The sequence below is a fragment of the Cognatiluteimonas weifangensis genome, assembly GCF_003416885.1.
GTDB classification, from domain to species: domain Bacteria; phylum Pseudomonadota; class Gammaproteobacteria; order Xanthomonadales; family Xanthomonadaceae; genus Cognatiluteimonas; species Cognatiluteimonas weifangensis.
The window spans coordinates 27,264-51,620 of record NZ_QVPD01000007.1; the positions used below are offsets into that span (position 1 = coordinate 27,264).

Consider the following 24,357-nt stretch of genomic DNA (forward strand, 5'->3'; position numbering starts at 1 on the left):
GCCCTGCCCCATGGGGCCGCGCCAACGCCCCGGCTGCGCCGCCGAGCAGGCCTGCGCCGTCTCCGGGGGTCGCACGGCCGGCCCGCGGGCACCCCGACGCAACCGCCGCACCGCCCGGGTGCCAGGCTCCGCGCCGCTCAGTCGGCGACCGTCTCCAGGCCGCGCAGTGCGGCCGCCACGGTCTGCCGCCGCACCGCCTCGCGGTCGCCGTCGAAACGGAATACCTGGGCGGTGGGATAACCGCCGCGCCGTTTCCACGCGATCCACACGGTGCCCACCGGCTTGTCGACGGTGCCGCCGCCGGGCCCGGCGATGCCGGTGACCGCCACCGCGACCGTGGCCCCGGAATGCACCAACGCGCCCGACACCATCTCGATCACGGTCTCGCGGCTGACCGCGCCGTGACTCTCCAGCGTTTCCGGACGCACGCCCAGCAACGCCTGCTTGGCCTCGTAGCTGTAGGCAGCCAGGCCGCAATCGAACCAGTCCGAGGCGCCGGCGACGTCGGTGACGGTCTTGGCGATCCAGCCGCCGGTGCAGCTTTCGGCGGTGACCAGCATCTGCCGGGTGCGGTGCAGGTGTCGGCCGATGCGTTCGGCCAGGCCTTGGAGTGCGGCGTCGTCGAGAGCGGGCATGCGCGGGGACTTGATCCAGACCGCAGCAGGCGGCCTTTGCAGGGCGTGTCGGGCGCCGGCGCGCGGCGCTCACGCCGCAGCATGATGTCACGCTCGTCGCCGCCCGTGCGCGTGAACGCCCTCCCGCGGGGAGGGCGTCTGCTGCCGTCGTGCGGATCCGCTCAGTACGTCAGATTGAACTTCATCCACACCGTGCGACCGGGTTCGCCGATCCGCACCGGGTCGGCGGGATAGCCGAAATCGGCATTGCCGGCGAGATTGAGGTGCTCGCTGTAGCCGCGGTCGAACAGGTTGTCGATGCCGGCGGTGAGCTGCAGCCGGTCGCCGAACCGATAGCCGCCATTGACCGCGAACGTGGCGAAGCCGGCGCTGGGGCCGAGGTCGCGGCCGACCACGTTGCCCTGGTCGAGCACGATCCGCTCCTGCGCCGCCACCGCGCGCAGCAGTGTGCCGAAGGACCAGCGCTCTCCTTCCCGGCCCAGCGACAGCCGCGCCTCCAGCGGCGGCATCTGCGGCAACGCGAGACCGTTGTCGCGCTGCGCGCCCCAAGCGTAGGCCAGGGTGCCGCCCAGCAGCCAGTGGTCCGCGGGGCGGAGTTCGATGCCCAGCTCGCCACCGTGGATGTCGGCGTCGACACCGGCCACCGATGTCGTCGGCCGCATGCCGCCGGACTGGTAGGTGAACAGGATGTAGTCGTCGATGCGTCCGGCATACGCGGTGACCCAGACGGCGACCCGGCGGCTGCGGTACTCCAGGCCGAGGTCGAGCTGGGTGGTCTTTTCGGTGTCCAGCCCGGCGAACGCATTGGCCGCGCCGGCCGGACCGCGGTCGGCGGAAAACAATTCCCAGTAGTCCGGCATGCGCTCGCTGCGGCCGAGGCCGATGTACCCGCCCAGCGCGCCCTCGCCCGGCACGCGCTCCCAGCGCAGGAAACCGGCACCCAGCGTTTCGTGGCGGGTGACGCCGGCGGTCGGGTTCGGCGTGGGCATCCTGCCGACGGTGACGCGCGCATCGGTGGCCGATGCGCGATCGACGCGTGCGCCGGCGACCAGCCGGTCGCGGCCACCCGCGCGCCACGCGACCTCGCCGAATGCGCCGACGTCGTCGAAGCGTGCGTCGGTGGCCCAGGCTTGCGCGCGGTAGGCCTCGCGCCCCGGCGCCTTGCGCTGGCGATGGCGGCTGTCCTGCGCGTCCAGCCCGGCGGTCGCCTCGAAGCCGTCGCCGCGCCAGCGGGCGGCGACACGGCCACCACTGGTCAGGCGCTCGACGTTGGAGGCCATCGGCATCGGCATTGGCCCGGCTGGGTTGGGCTGGCGCAGGCTGTAGTTGTCCATCACGTGGTCGGCGAGGTTGCGGTACACACTCGCCTCGATCGCGCCCAGGCGGCCCTCCGGGCGCTCGTGCGCGAAGTGCAGCGTGTAGCTTTCGCGCACGAACTGCGCACCATCCATGCTGCGCCCGGCGTAGCGCGCTTCGCCGTCGCCGAAGCCGGCCGACAACTCCAGCACGGTGTGCGCATCCGGGGTCCAGCCCAGCGCCAGGTCGCTGTTCCACTTGTTCCAGGCCGAGGCGACCGTGCGACCGTCGCCGTCCTCGTAGTCGTCGGCGTGCGAGCGGTTGGCGTTGAGCCGCGCATACCCCGATGGCGCGCCGTGGGTGGCATCCAGCACCTGGTCGTTGCGGCCGGCGGAACCGCCCAGCAGGCTGCCGCCCAGTTGCAGCTCGCGGGACTGGAAATGCCGGCGTTCGCGCTCGAAGCGCACCGTGCCGGCCGACGCGCCCGGGCCCCACAGCACCGTCTGCGGGCCTTTCACCACCACCAGGCGGTCGTAGTTCTCGGGCGAGACGTAGGACAGCGGGTTGTCCATCCGCGACGGACAGGCGCCGGGCATCGCGCCGTCGTTGCTGAGCAGGTTCAGGCGCGAGCCGAACATCCCGCGCAGCACGGGGTCGGCGTTGCTGCCGCCGTTGCGGATCGCGCCGAAGCCGGGAATGGTCTTCAGGTAATCGGCGCCGTCGCTGGCCGGTACCGGTTGCCGCGGCAGTTTCGGATCGGTTTCGAAGGTCAGCGCTGAGCTCGGCCGCACCGCGGTCACCACCACGGCATCGAGGACCGGCACCTCGCTTTGCGGCGCTTCCGCAGGTTGATCGGCGCGGGGTTCATTGGCACGTGGGTTATCGGCGCGGGGTTCATCGGCGCGCGGTTCCGCGGCCGAAACGGAGCAGGACAACAGCAACGCGGCCGCGACAGACGCGGCCAGGCACGATGCACGCGGCATCGCGACGGGAAGGATCGACATGGCAACTCCAAAAGCACAAGGCGCCGGCGGCGACGCCGCCGGTCGGGTCGGGTGGCTTGTGTTTCAGAGTGCGATGGGCGGCCCGCGCGAACCCAGGCCGCTGGGGTGGCCGCGCCCGCCGCGGGGCGGCGCGCGCAGGGCCGGGATCGGTGTTGCCGCCGGCTGCGGCCACAACAGCAGCAGCGCCCACAGCAGCAGCGGCGCGAGCGCACTGAGCAGCGGACAGTAGGCACAATCCATGCCGCGGTCGCCGCTCGGCGGCGACGGCTCCGGGTCGAGCGCGGGCAATTGCACCTGCTGCAGGCCGGCGAGCGTGCAGATCTGCGCCCACACCCCGTCCGCCTGTGGCCGCAACTCCGCCATGCGGCCCATGGTCGGGAGCAGCGCCAGCAACAGCGCGGCGACCAGCGCCAGGCAGTGCATCGTTCGGCGGAAGGCGCGGGCGTGGATCACGGCGCGCATTGTAGGGATCGGGCTCGCGCTTGCCGAGTCCCTGCGGCGATGGCCGCAGCGCTCAGACCAGGGTGGTGTCGAGCACCATCATCAGCGCGAACCCGGCCATCAGCCCCAGGGTCGCCGGGGTCTGGTGGCCGCGACGATGGGTTTCGGGGATGACCTCGTGCGAGACCACGAACAGCATCGCCCCGGCCGCCAGCCCCATGCCCAGCGGATATGCCAGCGCCAACCCGCTGGACAGGGCCACGCCGAGCAGCGCGCCGACCGGCTCCAGCAGGCCGCTGGCGGCCGCCACCAGCACCGACAGACGCGGCGTGAAGCCAGCGCCGCGCAGCGCCAGCGCCACCGCCAGTCCTTCGGGAATGTCCTGCAGCGCGATCGCCACCGTCACCGGCAGCCCCACCGCCAGATCGGCGCGGGCGAAGCTGGCCCCGACCGCCATGCCCTCGGGCAGGTTGTGCAGGGCGATGGCGAACACGAACAACCAGATCCGGCGAATGCGCTCCGGGGCCGGGCCGCGGGTGCCGACGCTGGCGTGCTCGTGCGGAGTGAAGGCGTCCAGGCCGAGCATCAGCACCACGCCCAGCGCCATGCCCACGACCACAGCGCCGGCCCCCAGCGCCTTGCTGCCGAGAATGTCGGCCGCCGCATCCAGGCCCGGCAGCAGCAGCGAGAAGGTTCCGGCCGCGAGCATCATCCCGGCCGCGCAGCCCAGCAGACTGTCCTCGACCCGCTGCGGCAGGCGGCGCAGCCCCAGCGCCGGCAGCGCGCCCAGCGCGGTGGCCGTGCAACCCGCCGTGCCACCCAGCAACGCCAGCCGCAGGCCCGGCACCGGCGCGCCCGTGGCCAGCCGCAACAGCCCCTGCAGCAGCAGCGCGACAATTACCGCCAGACCCACGCCCAGGCACAGCGCCGAGGCCCGGTTCGCACGCACGTGCGCACGCAGCAGCGGGAACCATCGCGGCCTGGAGGCAGCTGGGAATTGCATCGTTCGGCCTCGCTTCGAGGAGGTGAACCGGAGGGTCGAGGCTGCCGGCTTGCGCCACCGCGTGCGACGGCCCGGTGCCATGGTAGCCCGGTGCGACGCGCACCCTGCGCCGGCGCTTGCGGCGGCCCGGCCCGGGGCCGATGCTGCCGCAGCACGACTGCAGGCCGCGCCGACCCGGCGCGGACGCACCGCGCGAGGACTTGCCGATGCCGCAGGATTTCAGCATCCGCCCCAACCGGATTCCGTGGCCGCCGCTCATCTATCTGGCCGCGGTCGTGGTCGCCCTCGTCCTGGACCTGCTCTGGCCCCTGCCCGCGGCCGGCTGGACGCCGCCCGGCTGGTTGCGGCCGCTCGCGCTGGCGCTCGCCGCCGCCGGCATCGCCCTGGACCTGGCAGCGATGGCGACGATGCGCCGCGCACACACCAACATCCTGCCGCACCGCGGCGCGGACCGGCTGCTGACCGATGGCGTGTTCGCGCTCAGCAGGAACCCGATCTACCTGGGCAATACCCTGCTGCTCGCCGGCGTGGGCCTGGCGTTGCCGTCGGCCTGGATGGTCGCCGCGGCGCTGGTGGCCGCATGGCTGGTCGACCGGCTGGCGATCCGGCGCGAAGAGCGCCATCTGGCCGCCCGCTTCGGCGCCGCCTATGCGGCCTACGTCGCGCGGGTGCCGCGCTGGCTGCGCCTGCGCCGCTGAAGCGCGAAGCAGGCGACCGCCGCGTTCGATCCGCGTCCGGCGCCGGCTACGCGACCGCGTCCGCTAGCGCGCCTCCACCCAATGCCTGATACAGCGCCGCGGTATCGGCCCGGCGTCAGGCACGCGCCGCACGAACTCGATGCGGCTGTGCCGGGCCGGCTGCTGCGCGCCGAGCAATGACGGGCAGCTGGCGTGGCCGAGTGGGCTGCCGCGGCGCCGATCAGGGCTGCCCACGGAAATGCTCCACGAAAGGCTGGCGGAAGCGCTGGTGGCAGGCCAGGCAACTGCGCTGCAACGTGGCGAACGACGCGATGACCGCCTCGCCGTCCCGGCGTTGCGCCGCCTGTCCCAGCGCCTGCGCCGCCTGCTTGGTCCGCGCGTCGTGCTGGCGGAAGGCGCCGGCGTCGTTGCCGAGGAAGCCCAGCACCCGCATCTTCTCGGCCAGCGGCGGTTGCCGATGGTCGGCCAGGCGCGGCGCGGTCTTCGCCACCAGCGCCCAGTCCTCGCGGGCAATGCCGTCGGTGACGACCTGCATGTCGCGGCCCATCTCGCGCATGATCGTGCGCAGCGCCGATCCGTCGGGTGCGCGCGCGGCCCCGGCCACCGCGGCCCAGGACGCGGCCCCCAGCAGCGCGGCAGCGGTCACGGCCGTCATGACGGTCAGGGTGGTGCGGGGGAAACGTCTTGGTCGCATGCGAACTTCCTCGAATGATCTGGTCAGTCGACCGGGGTGGGTGCCGCGGGACCGGACTCCGTGTGCCCAGTCGCCGGCGCGGCCACGGATCCGCCCGCAAGACCGGCGGCGGCGTAGCGGTGGAAGCGCTCGAGTTCGGCGATCACGCCTTCGGCAGTCTCGACCACCGACAGCAGCTCGCGGTCACGGGCCGCGATCATGCCTTCGGCGACCAGGAAGTCGATGTCCACAGCGCGCGACCAGAACTCCCGCCCCACCAGCACCACCGGAATCCGCGGCATCTTCCCGGTCTGCATCAGGGTCAGCGCCTCGAACAGTTCGTCCAGGGTGCCGAAGCCGCCCGGAAATGCGACCAGACCGCGGGCGCGGATCAGGAACTGCATCTTGCGGATGCCGAAATAGTGGAACTGGAAACACAGCTCCTGGGTGACGAACGGATTGGGGGCCTGCTCGTGCGGCAAGGTGACGTTGAGGCCGACGCTGCAGGCGCCGGCATCGAAGGCACCGCGGTTGGCCGCCTCCATGATTCCGGGGCCGCCGCCGGTCACCACCACGAAGTCACGGCGCCGCTCCTGCTGGAAGCGGCGCGACAGGATTTCCGCCAGTCGCCGGGCCTCTTCGTAGTAATGCGCGTAGCGGTACTGCCGGCGCGCCTGCGCCAGCTCTGCCGCTAAGTCGGAATCGGGCGGCTGCTCGCCGGCGCGCGCCTCCAGCGCCTCGAGCCGGGCGCGCGCCTCCAGCGGCGGCAGCAGCCGCGCGCTGCCGAACACGACCACCGTGGACTGCACATGATGCTGGCGCAGGTAGTACTCGGGCTTGAGCATCTCCAGCTGCAACCGCACGGGGCGCAAGTCGTCCAGGGCCATGAAGCCCGGGTCGTCGTAGGCCAAGCGGTAGGACGGGCTGTTGCGGATCGCGACCTGCAACGCTGCGCGTTGCCGCTGGTCGGGCTGTTGCGGGTCATGCATGCGCCATCTCCCGTGCTTTGCCCGCCGGCAGGTCCACGCTCTGGCCGGGCCGGGGCACCATCACCGACCAGCCGTGGCGTGCCTGCAGGCGCTCGGCCAGGGCCAGCGCCGCCGGCTCCTCGCCGTGCACCACGAACGTCTGCCGCGGCGGCTTGCGGAAAGCATCCGTCCACGCCAGCAACGCCGCCTGGTCGGCATGCGCGGAAAAGCCGCCCAGGGTGTGGACCGAGGCCCGCACCGGCACGTCCTCGCCGAAGATGCGCACGCTGGCCGCGCCATCCACCAGCCGGCGCCCGAGCGTGCCGCGGGCCTGGAAGCCGGTGATCACGATCGCGCTCTCGCGGCGTCCCAGGTTGTGCCGCAGGTGATGCTTGATGCGGCCGGCGTCGCACATGCCGCTGGCCGAGACGATCAACGCGCCGGAGCGGACGGTGTCGAGCGCCATCGACTCCTCGACGCTGGCGGTGAAACGCAGCCGCGGCAGGCCGTCGCCGGCCGCGTGCCAGTCCACCAGTTGCCGGGCCGCCGTGTCGAACAACGCCAGATGGTCCATCGTGATGCGCGTGGCGGCGGTGGCCATGGGCGAGTCGACGAACACGTCCAGCGGCGGCAGGCGTCCCTGCCGGGTGAGCTGGTGCAGGTAGTACAGGATCTCCTGGGTGCGGCCGACGGCGAAAGCCGGCACGATCACGTTGCCGTGCCGTTCCAGCAGCGTGCGCCGGACGATGCGTTCGAACTCGTCCAGGGTCGCCGGCAGGTCCTTGTGCAGGCGGTCGCCGTAGGTCGACTCCAGCACCAGCACGTCGGCGTCCGCGATCGGCACGGGGTCGCGCAGGATCGGCCGGCCCGGCTGGCCGAGGTCGCCGGAAAACACCAGCTTGCAGCTGTCGCCGTCCTCGGTCACCACGATTTCCAGGATCGCCGAACCCAGGATGTGGCCGGCATCGCGGAACCGGCAGGTGACGTCGGCATGCGGCGCCAGCGCCTCGTCGTAATGCACGGCGCGGACCTGGGCCAGGCAGGCGTGGGCGTCGCGCACGGTGTACAGCGGTTGCCGCTCGCCGGGCGCGGTGCCGCGCCCGCGCTGCTGCGCGCGCCGGGCGTTGCTCTCCTGGATGTGGCCGCTGTCGGGCAGGATCACCGTCAGCAGGTCGGCGCTGGCGTCGGTGGTGTAGATCGGGCCGCGGAAACCGTCGAGCACCAGCTTGGGCAGCAGGCCGCTGTGGTCGATGTGGGCGTGGGTGAGCAGCACGAAGTCCAGTTCGCGCGGATCGAAGCCGAAGCGCCGGCGGTTGCGCTGCGGCGCGTCGCGGTCGCCCTGGACCATGCCGCAGTCCACCAGGAAGCGGACGCTGTCGGTCTGCACCAGGAAGCACGACCCGGTCACTTCGCGCGCGCCGCCGAGAAAGCGCAGTCTCATCGGACGTTCACTCCGGCTTGCGCGCCGCACAGGTGCTGCGCCCCAGCAGGTGGTATGCCGGACAACGGCCGCTCAGGCCGGTCATGAACGGCATGACGCCGATCAGCCCTGCCCAGCGCCACGGGGCGTCCAGCCAGAAAGGCAGGCTGAGCAGGGTCAGCCCGATGGCGATGCGGGCGATGCGGTCGACGGTTCCTACATTCATCTTCATGGCGATCTCCTGTCGTTGGGTCAGCGGGGCGAAACGATCCCCGGCGCGCGCGCAAGCGGGTCCGCAGCGGCCTCGGTCATCGGGGGTGCCGTGGCGGCCGCATCCCAGCCGCCGCCGAGCGCCTTGTACAGCGCGACCAGCCGCACGGCAGCCGCGGTCTGCGCGCGCGCGGCCGATGTTTCGGCCTCGTGCAGCAGACGCTCGGCCGCCAGCAGTTCGACCCGCGCGATGTCGCCGGCGGCAAAACGCCTGGCGGCGTGGGCGTGGCTGCGGCGCGAGGCGTCCAGGGCGCTGCGGCGACGCGCCAGCGTGTCGAGCCCCGCGCGGTAGTCGCCCAGGGCGCGCTCGGCGTCCTCAAGCGCGGTCAGCACGGCTTTTTCGTAGGCGAGTGCCGCCTGCCGTTCGGCCGCCTCGCGGGCGCGAATCTCGGCGCGTACGCGACCGCCGTCGAACAGGCGCCAGGAAATCATCGGCAGGATGGAGAAGCGCCTGCTGGACGCATCGAACCAGTCGCCCGTGGCGAGCGCCTGAAACCCGCCGCCGACCCCGATGGAGAGCTTGGGGAATAGCTCGGCTGCAGCCACGCCGATGTCCGCCGTGCTCGCGGCCAGGCGCCGTTCGGCGGCCAGCACGTCCGGCCTGCGCCGCAGTACGTCGGCGCGCGCGCCCACCGGCAACGTCGGCAATGCCGGAGCAGGGGGCGCAGCGTCCAGCAACGCCAGTTCGCGCTCCGGCGGTGCGCCCAGCAGCACGCCGATGCCCAGCACGGCGGCACGTCGACGGGCCCGGATTTCCGGCAGCGCGGCATCGGCGGCCGACCATTGCGCGTAGGCCGCGTCCACGTCCGCAGCGGAGGCATCGCCCAGGGCCGCGCGCTGGCGCACCAGATCCAGCGTCTGCCGCAGCGTCGCCACCAGCGCCTGCTGCGCATCCAGTTCGTGCCCCGCACCGGCGGCGTCGAACCACGCGCGCGCCACCTCGGCAACGACGCGCATGCGCACTCCCTGCGCCTCGACTGCGGTCGCCTGCAGGCGGGCAGTGGCGCCCTCCAGCGCGCGCCGCCGGGCGCCGAACAAATCGAGTTCCCAGGCCGCGTCGAAACCGGCGTCGTAAATGGTCTGGGAGGCGTCGAGCCCGGGAATGGCGCCGATCGGCAACGGTCCGTTCTCGCTCTGCCGGCGGCGGTTGGCACTGGCGCCCGCGGCGACGACGGGCGCACGGTTGCCGGCAGCCCGGTCGCGCAGCGCGCGCGCCTCGTCGATGCGGGCCGCGGCCTGGCGCAGATCGAGGTTCTGGGCCAGGGCGGCGGCGATCAGGCGCTCGAGCACCGGATCGCCCAACGTCGTCCACCAGCGCGCCAGGTCCGCCGGTGCCGAGGTGGCGACCTGCGGCCGGGCCCAGCCGCTGCCGCTGTCCACCGGCGGCGGCGCGCGGTACTCGGGGCCCGCCGCGCACGCCGCGAGCAGGACGCCGGCCAGCGCCGGCACGAGCGGACGCAGCCGCCGCAGCGGCCGATCGCGTGCATCCATCCCCGGGCGTGTTGCGGTGCGGTCGATGTTTGTCATTGCAGACGCCCTCGGACAAAGACGGTAGCCATCGTGAGCGACACCGATGCGATGACCGCCAACGGCCAGAGACTGGCCAGGATGTCGCCCGGCGGCATCGCCTTCAGGAAGCTGCCTTCCACGATGATCAGGAAGTGGGTGAGCGGAATCGCCTGCGCCAGCCATTGCAGCAGCACCGGCATGTTTTCCACCGGCGTGGCGAAGCCGGACATCAGCACCGCCGGCACGCCGATGGCGAAGGCCCCGAGGATGGCCTGCTGCTGCGTCATGCTGACGGCGGAGATCATCAGGCCGATGCCCACCACCGACAGGATGAACAGCAGCAGGCTCGCGAGCAGCAGCGCGAACGAGCCGGTAAACGGAATGCCGAACAGGAACACCCCCGCCGAGACCATGAACAACCCCAGCATGGTGCCGATGGCCAGCGCCGGCAGCGATTTGGAAACGATGATTTCCGGCGTCGAGGTGGGCGATACCAGCAACTGGTCGAAGGTGCCGAGCTCGCGTTCGCGCGCAATCGACAGCGAGGTGATGAGCAGCGCGCTGAACAGCGCCAGGATGCCGGTCAGGCCGGGCACGATGAACCAGCGGTAGACCAGGTTCGGGTTGAACCAGTGGCGCACGACCACCGGCGTCGGCGGCTGCGCGTCGGACACGACCTCGGCGCCGACATCGGCGGCGATGGCGGACAGGTAGGCGACGGTGATCTGGCCCGAGTTGCTGCGCCGGCCATCGACCAGCACCTGCGCCCGGCCGCTGTCGCCGGCGGCGATCGCGCGCGAGAAATCCGCTGGAATGGCCAGCGCCGCGATGATCTCGCCGCGGTCGATCAGATCGTGCAGCTGCCGCTGGCTGTCCACATGCCGCACGCAGGCGATGAAGCGGGCGCTGTCCAGGCGCTGCACCAGTTCGTGCGACCAGCGGCCCGCATCCTGGTTGTAGACGGCGATATCGACGTTGCGCACTTCCAGCGTGGCGGCGAAGGCGAACACCAGCAGCTGCAGGATGGGCGGCACGAACACCACCATGCGGCTGCGCGGGTCGCGCAGGACGCTGAGCACTTCCTTGACGAACTGGGCGCGCAGGCGGGTGAACGAGAATGCGGAGGTCGGCATGGCGTCACTCCAGGTTCTTGCGCGTGGCGCGCTTGGCCAGCCCGAAGAACACCATGCCGATCGCCGCCATCGCCAGCAGGTTGGGCACGAACACCGCCCAGATGTCGCCGGCCAGGAACACCGTCTTCAACGATTCGACGAAATAGCGCGCCGGGATCAGATGGGTCACGGCGCGGATCGGCGCCGGCATGGCGTCGATCTCGTACAAAAAGCCCGACAGCATGAAAGCCGGCAGAAAACCGGTGAACAAGGCGATCTGCGCCGCCAAAAACTGGTTGCGCGCCAGCGAGGAAATCAGCAGGCCCTGGCCCAGCGCCGGCACCATGAACACCGCCGACAACAGCAGCAAGGCCGCCAGCGAGCCGTGCAGCGGCACGCCGAACACGAACACCGCCAGCGCCGCGGCGCCCAGCGTGGACAGCATGCCGAGCACGAAATAGGGCAGCAGCTTGCCGATCAGGATCTCGGCCACCGACGCGGGCGTGGACAGCACCGCCTCCATGGTGCCGCGCTCCCATTCGCGCGCCACCACCAGCGCGGTGAGCATGGTGCCGATGATGGTCATGACGATGGCGATGGCGCCGGGGATCAGTGCACGGCGGCTTTCCAGTTCGGGGTTGAACCAGTAGCGCGGCTCCAGCACCACGGCCTGCGCGGGCGCAGCGGCGCCGCGCCCGGCGCGCCAGGTCTGCACCACGCCGCGGGCGTAGTTCTCGACGTAGTTGGCGGTGTTGGGGTAGGAGCCGTCGGTGACGATCTGCACCAGCGGCTCGCTGCCGCGCCGGGCCAGGCGCTGCTCGAAATCCTGCGGAATCACCACGTAGCCGCGCAGCGTGCCGGAGACGAGTTGGTCGGCCACTTCGCGCCGGTCGTGGGCGAAGTGCGCCTCCAGGAAGCGGGTGCCGGAAAAGGCGGCAGCCAGCTCCTGCGCGGCGGCGCCCGGGGATTCCAGCACGATGCCGACGCGCACGCTCCTAGCATCCAGCGAGACCGCGTAGGCGAACAGCAGCAACAGCACCACCGGCAGCACGAAGGCGATGAGCAGCGTCGAGGGGTCGCGCAGGGCCTGCAGGCTTTCCTTGCGGACCAGGGCCGCAAGGCGCCGCAGGTCGAGACGGCGCGGATCGGCCAGCCGCGCCCGACCCGCCTCCGGGCGCTCCGGGACGGCGTTCATGCGGCCGCCTCTGCGTCGCGCTCGGTGGACTCCACCAGGTGGATGAAGGCGTCCTCCATGGTCGGATCCGGCCGCTGCGGGCCGGCGGCCATGCGCTTGAGCGCATCGGGCGTGTCCAGCGCGATCAGCTGCGCGCGCGAGAGCATGGCAACCCGGTCGCAGTATTCGGCCTCGTCCATGAAGTGGGTGGTGACCATGACGGTCACGCCCTTGCGCGCCAGGCCGTTGATGTGGGTCCAGAACTCGCGCCGGGTGATGGGGTCCACGCCCGAGGTGGGTTCGTCCAGGAACAGCACCGGCGGGCGATGCATCAGCGCGCAGGCCAGTGCCAGGCGCTGCTTGTGCCCAAGCGGCAGGGCATCGGGCGTGGCCGAAAGCCACGCGCCGAGATCGAAGGTTTCGATCATTTCCGCGATGCGCTCGCGCCGCGTGTGGCCTTCCAGCTGGTACACGCCGGCCGAGAACTCCAGGTTCTGCCGCACCGAGAGCAGGCCGTAGAGCGAGAACTTCTGCGCCATGTAGCCCAGGCGACTCTTGGCCGCGCCGGTGGCGCGACGCAGGTCGTGGCCCACGACATGGGCCTCGCCCGCGGTCGGCTTGAGCAGGCCGCAGAGCATCTTGAAGGTGGTCGACTTGCCGGCACCGTTGGGGCCGAGCAGGCCGAAGATCTCGCCCTTGCGCACCTCGAAGCTGACGCTGTCGGTGGCGGTGAAGGCACCGAAGCGCTTGGTCAGGTTGCGGCAGGACACCGCAATGTCGGAACCCAGTTCGACCGGCGGCAGGCGCTCGGCCAGGGTCGAGGTGCCGCCGGGGCCGCCGCCGAGCAGGTCGATGAAGGCGTCCTCGAAGCGCGCCGGCACCGGCGCCAGCCGTACTTGCGCGCGGTCGGCCAGGGCCTGAATCTGCTGCGCCTCGGCGCCCGCGCGCAGCACCACGCGCACGCCGGCGCCCTGGATCACCCCATCGCTCACGCTGGGCAGGTCGAGCGCCTCGGTCAGCAGCGCCCGGCGCTCGGCACCGACGTCTTCGAGACGGAAGCTGCGGCCTTCGAGCTGTGCAGTCAGCGCCTGCGGTGGGCCGTCGAACAGCAACTGCCCCTGGTTCAGCAGCAGCACGCTCTCGCAGCGCTCGGCCTCGTCCAGATAGGCGGTGGACCAGACCACGGCCATGCCCTCGTCGGTCAGCGCCTGCACCATGCGCCACAGGTCCTGGCGGCTGACCGGGTCGACGCCCACTCCGGGCTCGTCCAGCAGCAGCACCTTGGGCCGCGCCATCAGCGCGCAGGCCAGGCCGAGCTTCTGCTTCATGCCACCGGAGAGTTTGCCGGCCAGGCGCCCGGTAAAGGGGCCGAGCCGGGTGAAGTCGAGCAACTCGGCGAACAGATCGGCGTGGTAGTCCGCGTCCATGCCGCGCAGCTGCGCGTACAGGCGCATGTTCTCCATCACCGACAGGTCTTCGTAGAGGCCGAAGCGCTGCGGCATGTAGCCCGTGACCACATGGATGGCGTCGTTGTCGCGGACCACGTCGAATCCGGCCACCCGCGCCTGGCCCGCGTCCGGCACCAGCAGACCGGTGAGGATGCGCATCAGCGTCGTCTTGCCGGCGCCGTCCGGGCCGACCAGACCGGTGAGGCGACCGTACCGGATGCGCGCCGTCAGGCCGCGCAGGGCCTGCACGTCGCCGAAGCGCTTGCCCAGGCCTTCGATGACGACGGCGGCCTGGCTCCCGGCTTCGGGCGCGGCAAGGGTGGCGCCGGACGCGGTGGCCATGTCATGCGCCCTTGGCGGCGGGACGGGCGTCGACTTCGATGGTCACGGGCATGCCCTGGCGCAGGCCGGCGCGGGCATCGGCCTTGTCGATGACGATGCGCAGGCGATAGACGAGGTCGGTGCGCAGGTCGGTGGTTTCCACCGTCTTCGGCGTGAACTCGGCGCGCGGCGAGATGAAGCCGATCCGGCCGCGATAGACCTTGTCGGACGAGTCGCTGCGCACGCGCACCCGCGTCCCGGGCGCGATGCGGCCCAGATCCGGCTCGCCGACATAGGCGCGCACGTACACCGGGGCATCCAGACTCAGGCCGTAGATCGTGTCGTGGCTGGTCACCATGCTGCCCGGTTCGCGCACCCGCGCGATCACGGTGCCGTCGCTGGGCGCCGACAGCACGGTGTCGGCCAGGGCGGTGGCGGCCTGCGCCTGCATCGCTTTCGCCGCCGCCAGTTTCGCCTTGCCCGCGGCGATGTCTTCGCGACGGAAGCCTTCCCTGGCCTGCGACAGCGCGGCCCTGGCCGCCTCGACCGCGGCGATCGCCTGGTCCCGGGCGGCGCGTGCGGCATCCACCGTGCGCTGACTGCTGGCACCGGATGCGAGCAGCTCGCTCTGGCGCCGATGGTTGCGTTCGGCATCGCGGGCGACAGCCTCGGCCTGGCCGAGGGTCGCCTGCGCCTGGACGATCTCCTGGGGGCGCAGGCCGCGCTGCAACTTGTCCAGTTCCGCCTGTGCCACCCGCACGGAGGCCTCGGCCGCCGCAAGCGCCTGCCGGTAGGGTTCGGCGTCGAGCACGGCCATGCGCGCGCCGGCGGTGACGGCATCGCCCTCGTCGAAGGCCATCTGCGCCACGCGTCCGGGCTGCCGGAAAGCGAGCTGCACTTCGCGGATGTCGACGTTGCCGTAAAGACGCAGCACGCCGTCCTGACTGCCCATGCGCTGCTGCCACCACAAACCCGCGCCCGCGGCGACGAGGACGACGGCGACGGCGGCGATGGCGAGGTGCTTCCTGGTGCGGAGCAAGCTGCTGGCTTTCATTGCGGGGCCTCGTTATTCAGGCGGTGCCGGAGCCGTGACGCGCCGACATGGACGTCACTCGAATCCCCGGCCTTCACCGGCTCCCTCGCGGGAGACGCCGTCGCGGATACGGCAGATGCGCTTGAAGGTCGGGATGATCTTCCCGTCGTGGGTGACGACGACGATGGTGGTCCGGCACTGGCGCGCCATCCGGTCGAGGATGCGGATCGCCGCCAGCACGCGCTCGCGAACCGGGGCGTTGGCGCAGGGGCAGAGCTGCCATCACCGGCTCCGGACCAGGCCGCGACGGTAGACGGCGAACACGCCGGGCGCATTGGCGCGGATGGCCTGCACGTTGCCCGCGATCAGCGACTGCATCACCAGGCCCTGGATGGAACCGACGAACAGCGTGGCGGCCGCACCGGCATCCAGGTCGGCCGCCAGCTCGCCCTGCGCCTTGCCCTGCTCGATCAGGCGCTGCACACGCGCGCCGTAACCGCCGGTCAGGGTGCGCACCATCTGCTTGGCGGGGGAATCCTCGGCGCGCTGCAACTCGCCGAACAGCATCCGCGGCACGCCGGGGTGCTGCACGATGAAATCGATGTGGGCCAGGAACACGGCCTCCAGCGCGGCCAGCGGCGAGGCCGCCGCCGCGATCGCCTTGTCGACCCGGCCGAGCAGGCGCTCGGCGACCCATTCCATGACCGCCTGCAGGATCGCGCTCTTGTTCGGGAAATGCCGGAACAGCGCGCCCTGGGTCAGGCCCATGCGCTGGGCGATGGCCGCGGTGGTGATGTCGGTGGGGTTCTGTTCCGCCGCCAGCTGGACCACCGTTTCCACGGTCACGGCCTTGCGTTCGTCGGCCGGGAGGTGCTTGGGCAGCGCGCGCATGCGGATTCCTAAAGTAAGTGAACGATTACTATCTTTCGGATTCACGCCCCCGTTGTCAAGGCCTCCAGCCCGACCCCGGGACCACCCCCGCCTTCGCGGCCCGGTTCGCGCCAGGCAGCCGAAGCCGGCACAATCCCCGGTACGCCGGTGCACGTCGGGGAGTTTCTTGTCGCGCTGCGCCCGACCCCGCGACCGGGTTGCCGCGGGAGGATCCGTCGTTCCACGACGCACACCCTGACGCCGGCGCCGCGCCCGGCGGCACCGGTTTTCACTCCATCCCCCAACCCGCCATGCTCCCCAGCCCCACCCCGGAACACACCCCGCTGATGAAGCAGTACTTCGCCGCCAAGGCGGAGCATCCGGACGTGCTGCTGTTCTTCCGCATGGGCGACTTCTACGAGCTGTTCTACGACGACGCGCGGCGCGCGGCGAAGCTGCTCGACATCACCCTGACCCAGCGCGGCGCCTCGGCCGGGCAGCCGATCCCGATGGCCGGGGTGCCGGTGCATGCGTACGAAGGCTACCTGGCGCGACTGGTGGCGCTGGGCGAGTCGGTGGCGATCTGCGAGCAGATCGGCGACCCGGCCCTGGCCAAGGGCCTGGTCGAACGCAAGGTGGTGCGCATCGTCACCCCGGGCACGGTGACCGACGAGGCGCTGCTCAGCGAGCGCCGCGACACCCTGCTGCTGGCGGTCGCGCGCACGCGCAGCGGCTATGGCCTGGCCTGGGCGGACCTGTCCGGCGGCCGCTTCCTGGTCAACGCGGTCGCCGATGCGGACATGCTGGAAGCCGAGCTGGCGCGGCTGGATCCGGCCGAACTGCTGCTGCCCGACGAGGACGGCTGGCCCCCGGCGATTCTCGAGCGCGGCGGCCTGCGCCGGCGCGCGCCGTGGCTGTTCGACGCCGACAGCGGCCGGCGCCAGTTGCTGCAGTTCTTCGGCCTGCACGACCTCACCGGCTTCGGCATCGACGACCAGCCCGCCTGCATCGCCGCCGCTGCCGCCCTGCTCGGCTACGTCGAGGAAACCCAGAAACAGCGCCTGCCGCACCTGACCGCGATCGCGGTCGAGTCCTCCGACGACGCGATCGCGATGAACGCCGCCACGCGCCGGCATCTGGAACTGGACACCCGGGTCGACGGCGATACCCGCAACACCCTGCTCGGCGTGCTCGACTCCACCATCACGCCGATGGGCGGGCGCCTGCTGCGGCGCTGGCTGCACCGGCCGCTGCGCAATCGCCAGGTGCTGGGCGAGCGCCACCACGCCGTGGCCACCCTGGTCGAGCAGCGCGCCGAGGCCGGGATCCGCGAGTGCTTCCGTGCGCTCGGCGACCTGGAACGCATCCTCGCGCGGGTGGCGCTGCGCTCGGCGCGCCCGCGCGACCTGAGCACGCTGCGCGACGGCCTGGCGCTGCTGCCCGAGCTGCGCGCGCTGCTGGCGCCGCTGGACACGCCGCGGCTGCAGGCGCTGGCCGCGCAGCTCGGCGAACACGCCGCGCACGCGCAGCTGCTGGCCTCGGCGATCGTGCCGCAGCCGCCGTTGCTGGCGCGCGACGGCGGCGTCATCGCCGACGGCCACGACGCCGCGCTCGACGAGCTGCGTCGGCTCTCCACCCACGCCGACCAGTTCCTCGTCGAGCTGGAGCAGCGCGAGCGCGAGGCCACCGGCATCGCCACGCTCAAGGTCGGCTACAACCGCGTCCACGGCTACTACATCGAGATCAGCAAGGGCCAGTCCGGCAAGGCGCCGGCGCACTACACCCGGCGGCAGACGCTGACCGGCGCCGAGCGCTACATCACCGAGGAACTGAAGCGGTTCGAGGACCAGGTGCTGTCGGCGCGCGAACGCGCGCTGGCACGCGAGAAGCTGCTGTACGAGGCCGTGCTCGATGCGCTCAACCAGGACCTGGACGCGCTCCGGCGCTGCGCCGCGGCGCTGAGCGAGCTCGACGTGCTGGCCTGCTTCGCCGAGCGCGCGCAGGCGCTGGACTGGTCGCGCCCGCAGCTGACCGAGCGCCCGGGCCTGCGCATCGAACGCGGCCGCCACCCGGTGGTGGAGGCGGTGCGCGCCGAGCCGTTCGAACCCAACGACCTGGTGCTCGGCGACGCGGACGCCGGCGACGCGGATGCCGGCAGCCGCCGCCGCATGCTGGTGATCACCGGCCCCAACATGGGCGGCAAGTCGACCTACATGCGCCAGAACGCGCTGATCGTGCTGCTGGCGCACATCGGCAGCTTCGTGCCGGCCGCGCGCGCGGTGCTGGGTCCGGTCGACCGCATCCTCACCCGCATCGGCGCCGGCGACGACCTCGCCCGCGGGCAGTCGACCTTCATGGTCGAGATGAGCGAGACCGCCTACATCCTGCACCACGCCACCGACGAGTCGCTGGTGCTGATGGACGAGATCGGCCGCGGCACCTCGACCTACGACGGCCTGGCGCTGGCCGACGCCTGCGCCCGGCACCTGGCCGCGGTCAACCGCAGCTACACCCTGTTCGCCACGCATTATTTCGAGCTGACCGCGCTCGCGCAGCCCGGCAGCGGCATCGCCAACGTGCACCTGGACGCGGTCGAGCACCACGACCGCGAGCATGGCGACACGCTGGTGTTCATGCACGCGGTCAAGGACGGGCCGGCCAACCGCAGTTTCGGCCTGCAGGTGGCGGCGCTGGCCGGCCTGCCGAAAAACGTGATCCGGCAGGCGCGCGCGCGGCTGGCGGAGCTGGAAGCGCACGACCGCGACCCCGGGGCGGCAGCGATGACCGCGCAGGCGCTGGACGCGCCGCAGCAGATCGGCCTGTTCGCGCCGACCGCGGCCGTACTGGACGCGCTGGCGGCGCTGGAGCCGGACGAGCTGACGCCGAAACAGGCACTGGAAGCGCTGTACCGGCTGAAGGCGCTGGCGTGAACGCGGTGCCGGCTCTTGCGGTGCGCGTCGACGCGCTGCTGCTGGGCAAGGCGGTGCCATACACGCGGCCGGGCAGCCGCAGCGCGATCGACAAGCGGCCGACGGACGCGCCGCTGGCGATCGGCGCGCTCGGCCTGGCCGGCGACGAGCAGGGCGACCTGCGCGTGCATGGCGGCCCCGACAAGGCGATCCACCATTACGCCTTCGACCATTACCGCGGGTGGCGCGAGGAACTCGGCGCGCTGCCGCTGCTGCAGGCGCCGGGCGCGTTCGGCGAGAACATCAGCACCCGCGGCCTGACCGAAGCCGAGGTCTGCCTGGGCGATCGCTTCACCCTGGGCACCGCGCTGCTGGAAGTCAGCCAGGGCCGGCAGCCGTGCTGGAAACTCAGCGACCGCTTCGGCGTGCCCGACATGGCGCAGCGGGTCCAGGCCAGCGGCCGCACCGGCTGGTACTACCGGGTGCTGCAGCCGGGCGTCGCCGCAGCCGGCGACCTGCTGCGGCTCGACGCGCGCCCGTATCCCGACTGGCCGCTGCAGCGGCTGGGTGCGCTGCTGTTCGGGCGCGTGCTCGCGCCCGCGGCGCTGGAACCGGCCCTGCAGTTGCCGCTGGTGCCGTCGTGGCGGCGCCTGCTCGAGCGCCGCCTGCAGCACGGCGCCGCCGAGGACTGGGGCAAGCGCCTCGAGGGGCCGCCGCCGGGCTGAGCCGCATATCGCATCGCACCGCAGGCGTGTTGCCCATGCATGCTTCCTGCAGCCACCTGCCGCCATGCCACCCGCGCCGGCGACCCTGCCGCCGCGCACTACCCGCTGCGCCCGCGTGCACCTCAACAAGGCGGCCGAGCGCGACTGCATGAAGGTCGATCCGGCCTGCACCGCCGGCGTTGCCGCGGCATTGGAGAAACTGGCGGACTAAGCACCCGCAGCGACGGACAGCGTCCGCCGCCGCCCGGCTGCATCGTCCGCCGGGCAGCGGGCCTCGGCACGCGCCAGCGCCTGCGCCAGGTCGTCCCACAGGTCTTCCACATCCTCGATGCCCACCGACAGCCGCAGCAGGCCGGGGGTGATGCCGGTGGCGGCGCGGGTGGCGTCGTCCACCACCCGATGGGTCAAGCCGGCCGGATGCTGGATCAGGGTGTCCACCGAGCCCAGGCTGACCGCCGGGGTCATCACTTGCACCGCCGCCATGACCGCGGCCGCCGCCGCGTGGCCGGCGCGCATCTCGAAGGACATCAGCGTCCCCGGCCCGCACATCTGCGTGCCGACCAGGTGGGCATTGCGCACCTTGCCCAGCCCCGGGTAATCCACCCGCGACACCGCCGGATGTTCGGCCAGCCGCTGCGCCAGCACCCGAGCGTTGGCCTGCGCACGCTCGACCCGCAACGCCAGCGTCGGCAGGCCGCGGTGCAGCAGGTAGGCCGCCAGCGGATGCAGCAGCGCGCCGGTCGCCGCGCGCACGGTGCGCAGCGGCGCGGCGTGCGCCTCGTCGCAGCAGACCACGCCGGCAATCACGTCGCCGTGGCCGCCGAGGAACTTGGTCGCGCTGTGCAGCACGTAGGTCGCGCCCAGCGCAGCCGGCTGCTGCAGCACCGGGGTGGCGAAGGTGGAGTCGACCAGCACCGGCACGTCGCCGGCGGCGGCCACCACTGCGCGGATGTCGACCAGATCGAGGGTGGGATTGGCCGGCGTCTCGATCACCACCAGGGTGGTGTCGGCGCGGCGGCGCGCGGCGATCTGGCCGGCGTCGACGAACTCCGCCTCCAGCCCGCACAAGCCGCTGGCCAGCAGATGGTCGGCGGTGCCGTACAGCGGCCGCACCACCAGCACATGGCCGCCGTGCTGGCGGCGCGCCAGCAGCACCGCGGTCAGCGCCGCCATGCCCGAGCCGTAGGCGACGCAGGCCTGGGTGCCTTCCAGTGCGGCGATGGCGTTTTCGGCGCGGGCCACGGTCGGGTTGTGCAGGCGCGCGTAGATCGGATTGGCGGCATCCGCCGCGCCGCCGACCAGGGCGTCGAAGCTGGCGGTCCCGACACCGAGGTCGGACACCGGGTAGGTGGTGGACAGGTCGAGCGGCGGCGCATGCACGCACAGGGTGGCGAAGTCCTCGCGGCCGGCATGGACGGCGGTGGTCTGGAAGCGGAGCATGGCGAGCCTCGAAGCGGTGAATGCGGGCTATGCTAGAAGCCCATTCGGGTATCCATTCCGCTTTCGAACGATATTTCGCAAATGGCGCTCTCCATCGTGCTCGACCGAATCGACTACGCCCTGCTCCGCCTGCTGCGGAAGAATGCGCGGCTGCCGAACAAGGACCTCGCCGCGAAAACCGGCATCGCGCCTTCCACGGCGCTGGAACGGGTGCGCCGCATGCGCGAGGCGCGGGTGCTGCTCGGCTACCACGCGGAAATCGCGCCGGCGGCGATCGGCATCGGCCTGCAGGCGATGGTGTCGGTGCGGCTGGCGAAGCACTCGCGCGCGCTGGTCGACTGCTTCCACCGGCACCTGCTGGACCTGTCGGAAGTGCTGGCCTGCTACCACGTCGCCGGCGCCGACGACTTCCTGGTCCACGTCGGCGTGCGCGACAGCGACCATCTGCGCGACTTCGCCCTGGCCGCCTTCACCGAACGCGAGGAAGTGGCCCACATCGAAACCCGGCTGATCTTCGAGTTCCAGCGCAACGTCGAGCTGCCGCCGTGGCCGGGCGGCGACTGATCGCATCGGCATCGCACCGGCGCGCCTGGGCGCAAGGCAGCCTTGCGCCTGGCGGGCCGGCCGCGTTCACCGGTGGCCTCGCGGGGGCCGGGCAAGCCGGAGGATCGCGCGGCCAGTCGCGCGCCCTCGCCGGCACCGCTACGACGCGTCGAGGTCGCCCAGCGCGCGGATCAGGCGCCGCGCGCGCTTGTCGGGCTTGTGCTCGGGCGCGCGGTAACCGGCCCGCGCGGCGGCACGGGTCGCACGCTCGGCGTCGCGGCGCACGCGCGAGACTTCGGACTCGGCGTACAGCGCCTGCGCGACGCTGGCCGGCCCGCGCGTGTCCGCCAGCGCCAGCACCGTCACCTCGAACAGTTCGCCGGAACGCTCCACGCGCAGCGCTTCGCCGCCGCGCAGCAGTCGCGCCGGCTTGGCGCGCTGGCCCTCGACCTCGACCTTGCCGGTTTCGACGGCCTGCCTGGCCAGGCTGCGCGTCCTGAAGAAACGCGCGGCCCACAGCCAGACGTCGATACGCACGCCGGCGGTCGCGGGAGCGGTGGTCATGAGCTCACCATAGCGCGGGACGCCCGCTGACGGCGGCCAGCCGCAGACGGAAAATGCCGATCGGCCGCCCCGGAAACGGAAAAGACCGCCACGCGGGCGGTCTTTCCGGAAACCTGGCGCCAGGCTTACTCGGCGGCGGCAGCGGCCGCGGCCTTGGCCTTGGCATTGCCGGCCAGGTCTTCCCGGATCCGCGCCTTCTTGCCTTCCAGCCCGCGCAGGTAGTACAGCTTGCCCGAGCGCACCGCGCCGCGGCGCTTGACCTGCACCGAGTCGATGCTGGCGCTGTGGGTCTGGAACACACGCTCCACGCCGTAGCCGTGCGAGATCTTGCGCACGGTGAAGGCGGAGTTCAGGCCGGCGTTCTTCTTGGCGATGACCACGCCCTCGTAGGCCTGGACGCGCTCGCGGTTGCCTTCCTTGACCTTGACGTTGACGACGACGGTGTCGCCCGGGCCGAAGGCCGGCAGCTGGCGCTGCACCTGTTCGGTCTCGAAATTCTGCAGCAGCGTGTGGAGCGAGGGCTTGTTCATGGGTGTCGGCCTGTTGGAATGCCGGGTCGCCTCGGGGGCGCCGGGCTGTTGTAGCGCGAGTGCACGTGGACCCGCGTCTTGGCGTGGATGCAGCGAAGCCGCGCATTATAGCGGCAGTTTTCCGTCTCGCGCCAGCGGCTTACCCGGTTTTCCCGGGCCCGGCCGCGGACTCGGCCAGGAACGCGTCCAGCAGCGCCCGGTCGGCGGCGGACAGCGCCTGGCGGTCGATCAGGTCCGGGCGCCGCAGCCAGGTCCGGCCCAGCGCCTGCTGCCGCCGCCAGCGGGCGATCGCGGCATGGTTGCCCGACAGCAGCACCGACGGCACGACGCCCAGGGCGTGCTCGACCGGGCGGGTGTAATGCGGGCAGTCCAGCAGCAGCGGGCCGTCCCCGGCGTCCGCCCCGAAACTGTCCTGGGCCGCCGACTCGGCGTCGTTGAGGGCGCCCTCCTGCAGGCGCGCCACCGCGTCGATGACCACCGCGGCCGCCAGCTCGCCGCCGGACAGCACGTAGTCGCCGATCGACAGCTCCTCGTCGACCTCGGCCGCGACCAGGCGCTCGTCGATCCCCTCGTAGCGGCCGCAGAGCAGGATCAGGCGCTCGCGCGCGGCCAGTTCGCGGACCCTGGCCTGGGTCAGGCGTTGGCCCTGGGGGCTGAGATAGCTGACCCTGGCCGGCGCCGGATCGGCCGCGCGCGCCGCGGCCAGGCAGGCCCGCAGCGGGTCGACCAGCATCACCATGCCCGGGCCGCCGCCGAACGGGCGGTCGTCGACCCGGCGGTAGCTGCCCTCGGCGTAGTCGCGCGGATTCCAGCCGTGCAGCGACAGCAGCCCCCGCTCCAGCGCCCGCCCGACCACGCCATGGCCGGCGAGCTGGGCGACGAAGTCCGGGAACAGGCTGACGATATCGATGCGCATGCCCACTCCCGGCTGCTAGAACTCCGCATCCCAGTCGACCGTGACCGTGCCGGCCGCGAAATCCACCGCGCGGATGAATGCGGGTTCGACGAACGGGATCATGCGCTCGCGCTCACCCTGCACCACCAGCACGTCGTTGGCGCCGGTGGCGAACAGGTGCGAGACGGTGCCCAGGTCCACGCCCTCCAGGTTCACCACCCGCAGGCCTTCCAGGTCCACCCAGTAGTACTCGCCGGGCGCGGGCGGCGGCAGCGCCGAACGCGGCACCCAGACTTCGGTGCCGCGCAGCGCCTCGGCGGCATCGCGGTCGGCGACTTCCGAAAATGTGGCGACCAGGCCCTTGGCCGTTTCCCGGCCGCGCGCGCCGGCTAGTGCGCGTTCGCGGCCCTGCGGATCGCGCAGGGTCCAGGGCTGGTAGCGGAAGATCGCGGCGGCGGGCTGGGTGAACGATTCCAGCTTCAGCTCGCCACGCACGCCGAAGGCGCCGTGGATCCGGCCCAGCAGAATCATCTGCTGCACGGCGGACGGCGCCCGGGGTTCCATGTCGGCGACGGACCGCACGCAGCGGTCCGCGGATCAGGCCGCGGTCGCGGCCTTGCTGACCTGCTTGTACAGGTCGGCGACCTTGTCGCTCAGCTGCGCACCCTGGCCCACCCAGTGCTGCACGCGCGCGACATCGAGCTCGACGCGCTTCTCGCCGCCGGTCGCGACCGGGTTGTAGAAGCCCACGCGCTCGATGTTGCGGCCGTCGCGGGCGCTGCGGCTGTCGGTGACGATGATGTGGTAGAAGGGGCGCTTCTTGGCGCCGCCACGGGTGAGGCGGATCTTGACCATGGTGGTTGCGGTGTTGCCCAG

The 24,357-nt window shown here is 72.0% G+C and carries 26 protein-coding genes; 5 read left to right on the forward strand and 21 right to left on the reverse strand.

What is annotated here, in order from left to right:
- Nucleotides 1-137: 137 nt before the first annotated feature.
- From D0Y53_RS07980 to D0Y53_RS07995, 4 genes are all read right to left on the reverse strand, one after another.
- Nucleotides 138-635 (reverse strand): CinA family protein, encoded by a 498-nt coding sequence (locus D0Y53_RS07980; protein WP_117202701.1) that lies wholly within the window; start codon nt 633-635, stop codon nt 138-140.
- A gap of 161 nt (nt 636-796) precedes the next feature.
- On the reverse strand, nt 797-2,755 hold the full coding sequence (locus tag D0Y53_RS07985; RefSeq protein WP_233511710.1) for a TonB-dependent copper receptor: 1,959 nt from the start codon (nt 2,753-2,755) through the stop codon (nt 797-799).
- Between the two features lie 243 nt (nt 2,756-2,998).
- Nucleotides 2,999-3,388 carry a DUF2946 family protein gene (locus D0Y53_RS07990; protein ID WP_158550618.1) on the reverse strand — a complete coding sequence of 130 codons (390 nt, stop codon included), beginning with the start codon at nt 3,386-3,388 and terminating at the stop codon, nt 2,999-3,001.
- A 61-nt stretch (nt 3,389-3,449) separates the two neighbouring features.
- Nucleotides 3,450-4,379: a ZIP family metal transporter gene (locus tag D0Y53_RS07995; RefSeq protein WP_117202703.1), complete on the reverse strand. Its 930-nt coding sequence runs from the start codon at nt 4,377-4,379 to the stop codon at nt 3,450-3,452.
- Nucleotides 4,380-4,585: 206 nt separating this feature from the next.
- Here D0Y53_RS07995 and D0Y53_RS08000 point away from each other — a divergent pair, with 206 nt between their 5' ends.
- Nucleotides 4,586-5,077 (forward strand): methyltransferase, encoded by a 492-nt coding sequence (locus tag D0Y53_RS08000; RefSeq protein WP_117202803.1) that lies wholly within the window; start codon nt 4,586-4,588, stop codon nt 5,075-5,077.
- Nucleotides 5,078-5,297: 220 nt separating this feature from the next.
- On the opposite strand, the gene D0Y53_RS08005 is transcribed toward D0Y53_RS08000, so the two are convergent.
- The 11 genes from D0Y53_RS08005 to D0Y53_RS08050 all read right to left on the reverse strand — a co-directional run bounded on the left by D0Y53_RS08005 (nt 5,298) and on the right by D0Y53_RS08050 (nt 15,896).
- The gene (locus tag D0Y53_RS08005) at nt 5,298-5,732 is read right to left on the reverse strand and encodes a cytochrome c (protein ID WP_233511711.1); all 435 of its coding nucleotides are present in this window, start codon (nt 5,730-5,732) and stop codon (nt 5,298-5,300) included.
- Nucleotides 5,733-5,794: 62 nt separating this feature from the next.
- Nucleotides 5,795-6,739, reverse strand: coding sequence for an LOG family protein (locus D0Y53_RS08010; RefSeq protein WP_117202705.1), 945 nt, complete (start codon nt 6,737-6,739; stop codon nt 5,795-5,797).
- Nucleotides 6,732-8,159 (reverse strand): MBL fold metallo-hydrolase RNA specificity domain-containing protein, encoded by a 1,428-nt coding sequence (locus D0Y53_RS08015; RefSeq protein WP_117202706.1) that lies wholly within the window; start codon nt 8,157-8,159, stop codon nt 6,732-6,734. The genes D0Y53_RS08010 and D0Y53_RS08015 overlap by 8 nt, the downstream gene beginning before the upstream one ends.
- A 7-nt stretch (nt 8,160-8,166) precedes the next feature.
- A complete protein-coding gene (locus D0Y53_RS08020) occupies nt 8,167-8,370 on the reverse strand; it encodes a YgaP family membrane protein (RefSeq protein ID WP_117202707.1) in 204 nt (67 codons plus the stop codon).
- A 20-nt stretch (nt 8,371-8,390) separates the two neighbouring features.
- The gene (locus D0Y53_RS08025) at nt 8,391-9,899 is read right to left on the reverse strand and encodes an efflux transporter outer membrane subunit (protein WP_117202708.1); all 1,509 of its coding nucleotides are present in this window, start codon (nt 9,897-9,899) and stop codon (nt 8,391-8,393) included.
- Between the two features lie 32 nt (nt 9,900-9,931).
- The gene (locus D0Y53_RS08030; protein ID WP_117202709.1) at nt 9,932-11,050 is read right to left on the reverse strand and encodes an ABC transporter permease; all 1,119 of its coding nucleotides are present in this window, start codon (nt 11,048-11,050) and stop codon (nt 9,932-9,934) included.
- Nucleotides 11,051-11,054: 4 nt separating this feature from the next.
- Nucleotides 11,055-12,224, reverse strand: a complete 1,170-nt coding sequence (locus tag D0Y53_RS08035; RefSeq protein WP_117202710.1) for an ABC transporter permease — start codon at nt 12,222-12,224, stop codon at nt 11,055-11,057.
- Entirely contained in the window at nt 12,221-13,993 is a 1,773-nt protein-coding gene (locus tag D0Y53_RS08040; RefSeq protein WP_117202711.1) for an ATP-binding cassette domain-containing protein, read from the reverse strand. Before D0Y53_RS08040 ends, D0Y53_RS08035 begins: the two co-directional genes overlap by 4 nt.
- Before the next feature lies 1 nt (nt 13,994).
- Complete coding sequence (gene hlyD, locus D0Y53_RS08045) at nt 13,995-15,026, reverse strand: secretion protein HlyD (RefSeq protein WP_117202712.1); 1,032 nt, start codon at nt 15,024-15,026, stop codon at nt 13,995-13,997.
- Nucleotides 15,027-15,080: 54 nt separating this feature from the next.
- Nucleotides 15,081-15,245 carry a hypothetical protein gene (locus tag D0Y53_RS12880; protein ID WP_158550619.1) on the reverse strand — a complete coding sequence of 55 codons (165 nt, stop codon included), beginning with the start codon at nt 15,243-15,245 and terminating at the stop codon, nt 15,081-15,083.
- Nucleotides 15,246-15,287: 42 nt separating this feature from the next.
- Nucleotides 15,288-15,896: a TetR/AcrR family transcriptional regulator gene (locus D0Y53_RS08050; protein WP_117202713.1), complete on the reverse strand. Its 609-nt coding sequence runs from the start codon at nt 15,894-15,896 to the stop codon at nt 15,288-15,290.
- 290 nt (nt 15,897-16,186) lie between these two features.
- On the opposite strand from D0Y53_RS08050, the gene mutS reads away from it, so the two are divergent.
- The 3 genes from mutS to D0Y53_RS12885 all read left to right on the forward strand — a co-directional run bounded on the left by mutS (nt 16,187) and on the right by D0Y53_RS12885 (nt 19,720).
- Complete coding sequence (gene mutS, locus D0Y53_RS08055) at nt 16,187-18,805, forward strand: DNA mismatch repair protein MutS (protein ID WP_117202714.1); 2,619 nt, start codon at nt 16,187-16,189, stop codon at nt 18,803-18,805.
- Entirely contained in the window at nt 18,802-19,509 is a 708-nt protein-coding gene (locus D0Y53_RS08060) for an MOSC domain-containing protein (RefSeq protein ID WP_117202715.1), read from the forward strand. The genes mutS and D0Y53_RS08060 overlap by 4 nt, the downstream gene beginning before the upstream one ends.
- A gap of 64 nt (nt 19,510-19,573) precedes the next feature.
- Nucleotides 19,574-19,720: a hypothetical protein gene (locus D0Y53_RS12885; RefSeq protein WP_158550620.1), complete on the forward strand. Its 147-nt coding sequence runs from the start codon at nt 19,574-19,576 to the stop codon at nt 19,718-19,720.
- Here D0Y53_RS12885 and D0Y53_RS08065 read toward each other — a convergent pair.
- A complete protein-coding gene (locus D0Y53_RS08065) occupies nt 19,717-20,949 on the reverse strand; it encodes a trans-sulfuration enzyme family protein (RefSeq protein ID WP_117202716.1) in 1,233 nt (410 codons plus the stop codon). The two genes, D0Y53_RS12885 and D0Y53_RS08065, sit on opposite strands and share 4 nt — an antisense overlap.
- Nucleotides 20,950-21,030: 81 nt before the next feature.
- On the opposite strand from D0Y53_RS08065, the gene D0Y53_RS08070 reads away from it, so the two are divergent.
- The gene (locus D0Y53_RS08070) at nt 21,031-21,513 is read left to right on the forward strand and encodes an Lrp/AsnC family transcriptional regulator (protein WP_233511712.1); all 483 of its coding nucleotides are present in this window, start codon (nt 21,031-21,033) and stop codon (nt 21,511-21,513) included.
- Nucleotides 21,514-21,651: 138 nt separating this feature from the next.
- Here D0Y53_RS08070 and D0Y53_RS08075 read toward each other — a convergent pair whose 3' ends face one another.
- From D0Y53_RS08075 to rpsP, 5 genes are all read right to left on the reverse strand, one after another.
- The gene (locus tag D0Y53_RS08075; RefSeq protein WP_117202717.1) at nt 21,652-22,056 is read right to left on the reverse strand and encodes an RNA-binding S4 domain-containing protein; all 405 of its coding nucleotides are present in this window, start codon (nt 22,054-22,056) and stop codon (nt 21,652-21,654) included.
- Between the two features lie 125 nt (nt 22,057-22,181).
- Nucleotides 22,182-22,586 (reverse strand): 50S ribosomal protein L19, encoded by a 405-nt coding sequence (gene rplS / locus D0Y53_RS08080; protein WP_117202718.1) that lies wholly within the window; start codon nt 22,584-22,586, stop codon nt 22,182-22,184.
- Between the two features lie 139 nt (nt 22,587-22,725).
- Entirely contained in the window at nt 22,726-23,502 is a 777-nt protein-coding gene (gene trmD / locus D0Y53_RS08085) for a tRNA (guanosine(37)-N1)-methyltransferase TrmD (RefSeq protein WP_117202719.1), read from the reverse strand.
- Nucleotides 23,503-23,517: 15 nt separating this feature from the next.
- Nucleotides 23,518-24,045: a ribosome maturation factor RimM gene (gene rimM / locus D0Y53_RS08090; RefSeq protein ID WP_117202720.1), complete on the reverse strand. Its 528-nt coding sequence runs from the start codon at nt 24,043-24,045 to the stop codon at nt 23,518-23,520.
- Between the two features lie 33 nt (nt 24,046-24,078).
- On the reverse strand, nt 24,079-24,336 hold the full coding sequence (gene rpsP, locus D0Y53_RS08095; RefSeq protein WP_117202721.1) for a 30S ribosomal protein S16: 258 nt from the start codon (nt 24,334-24,336) through the stop codon (nt 24,079-24,081).
- Between the last annotated feature and the right edge of the window lie 21 nt (nt 24,337-24,357).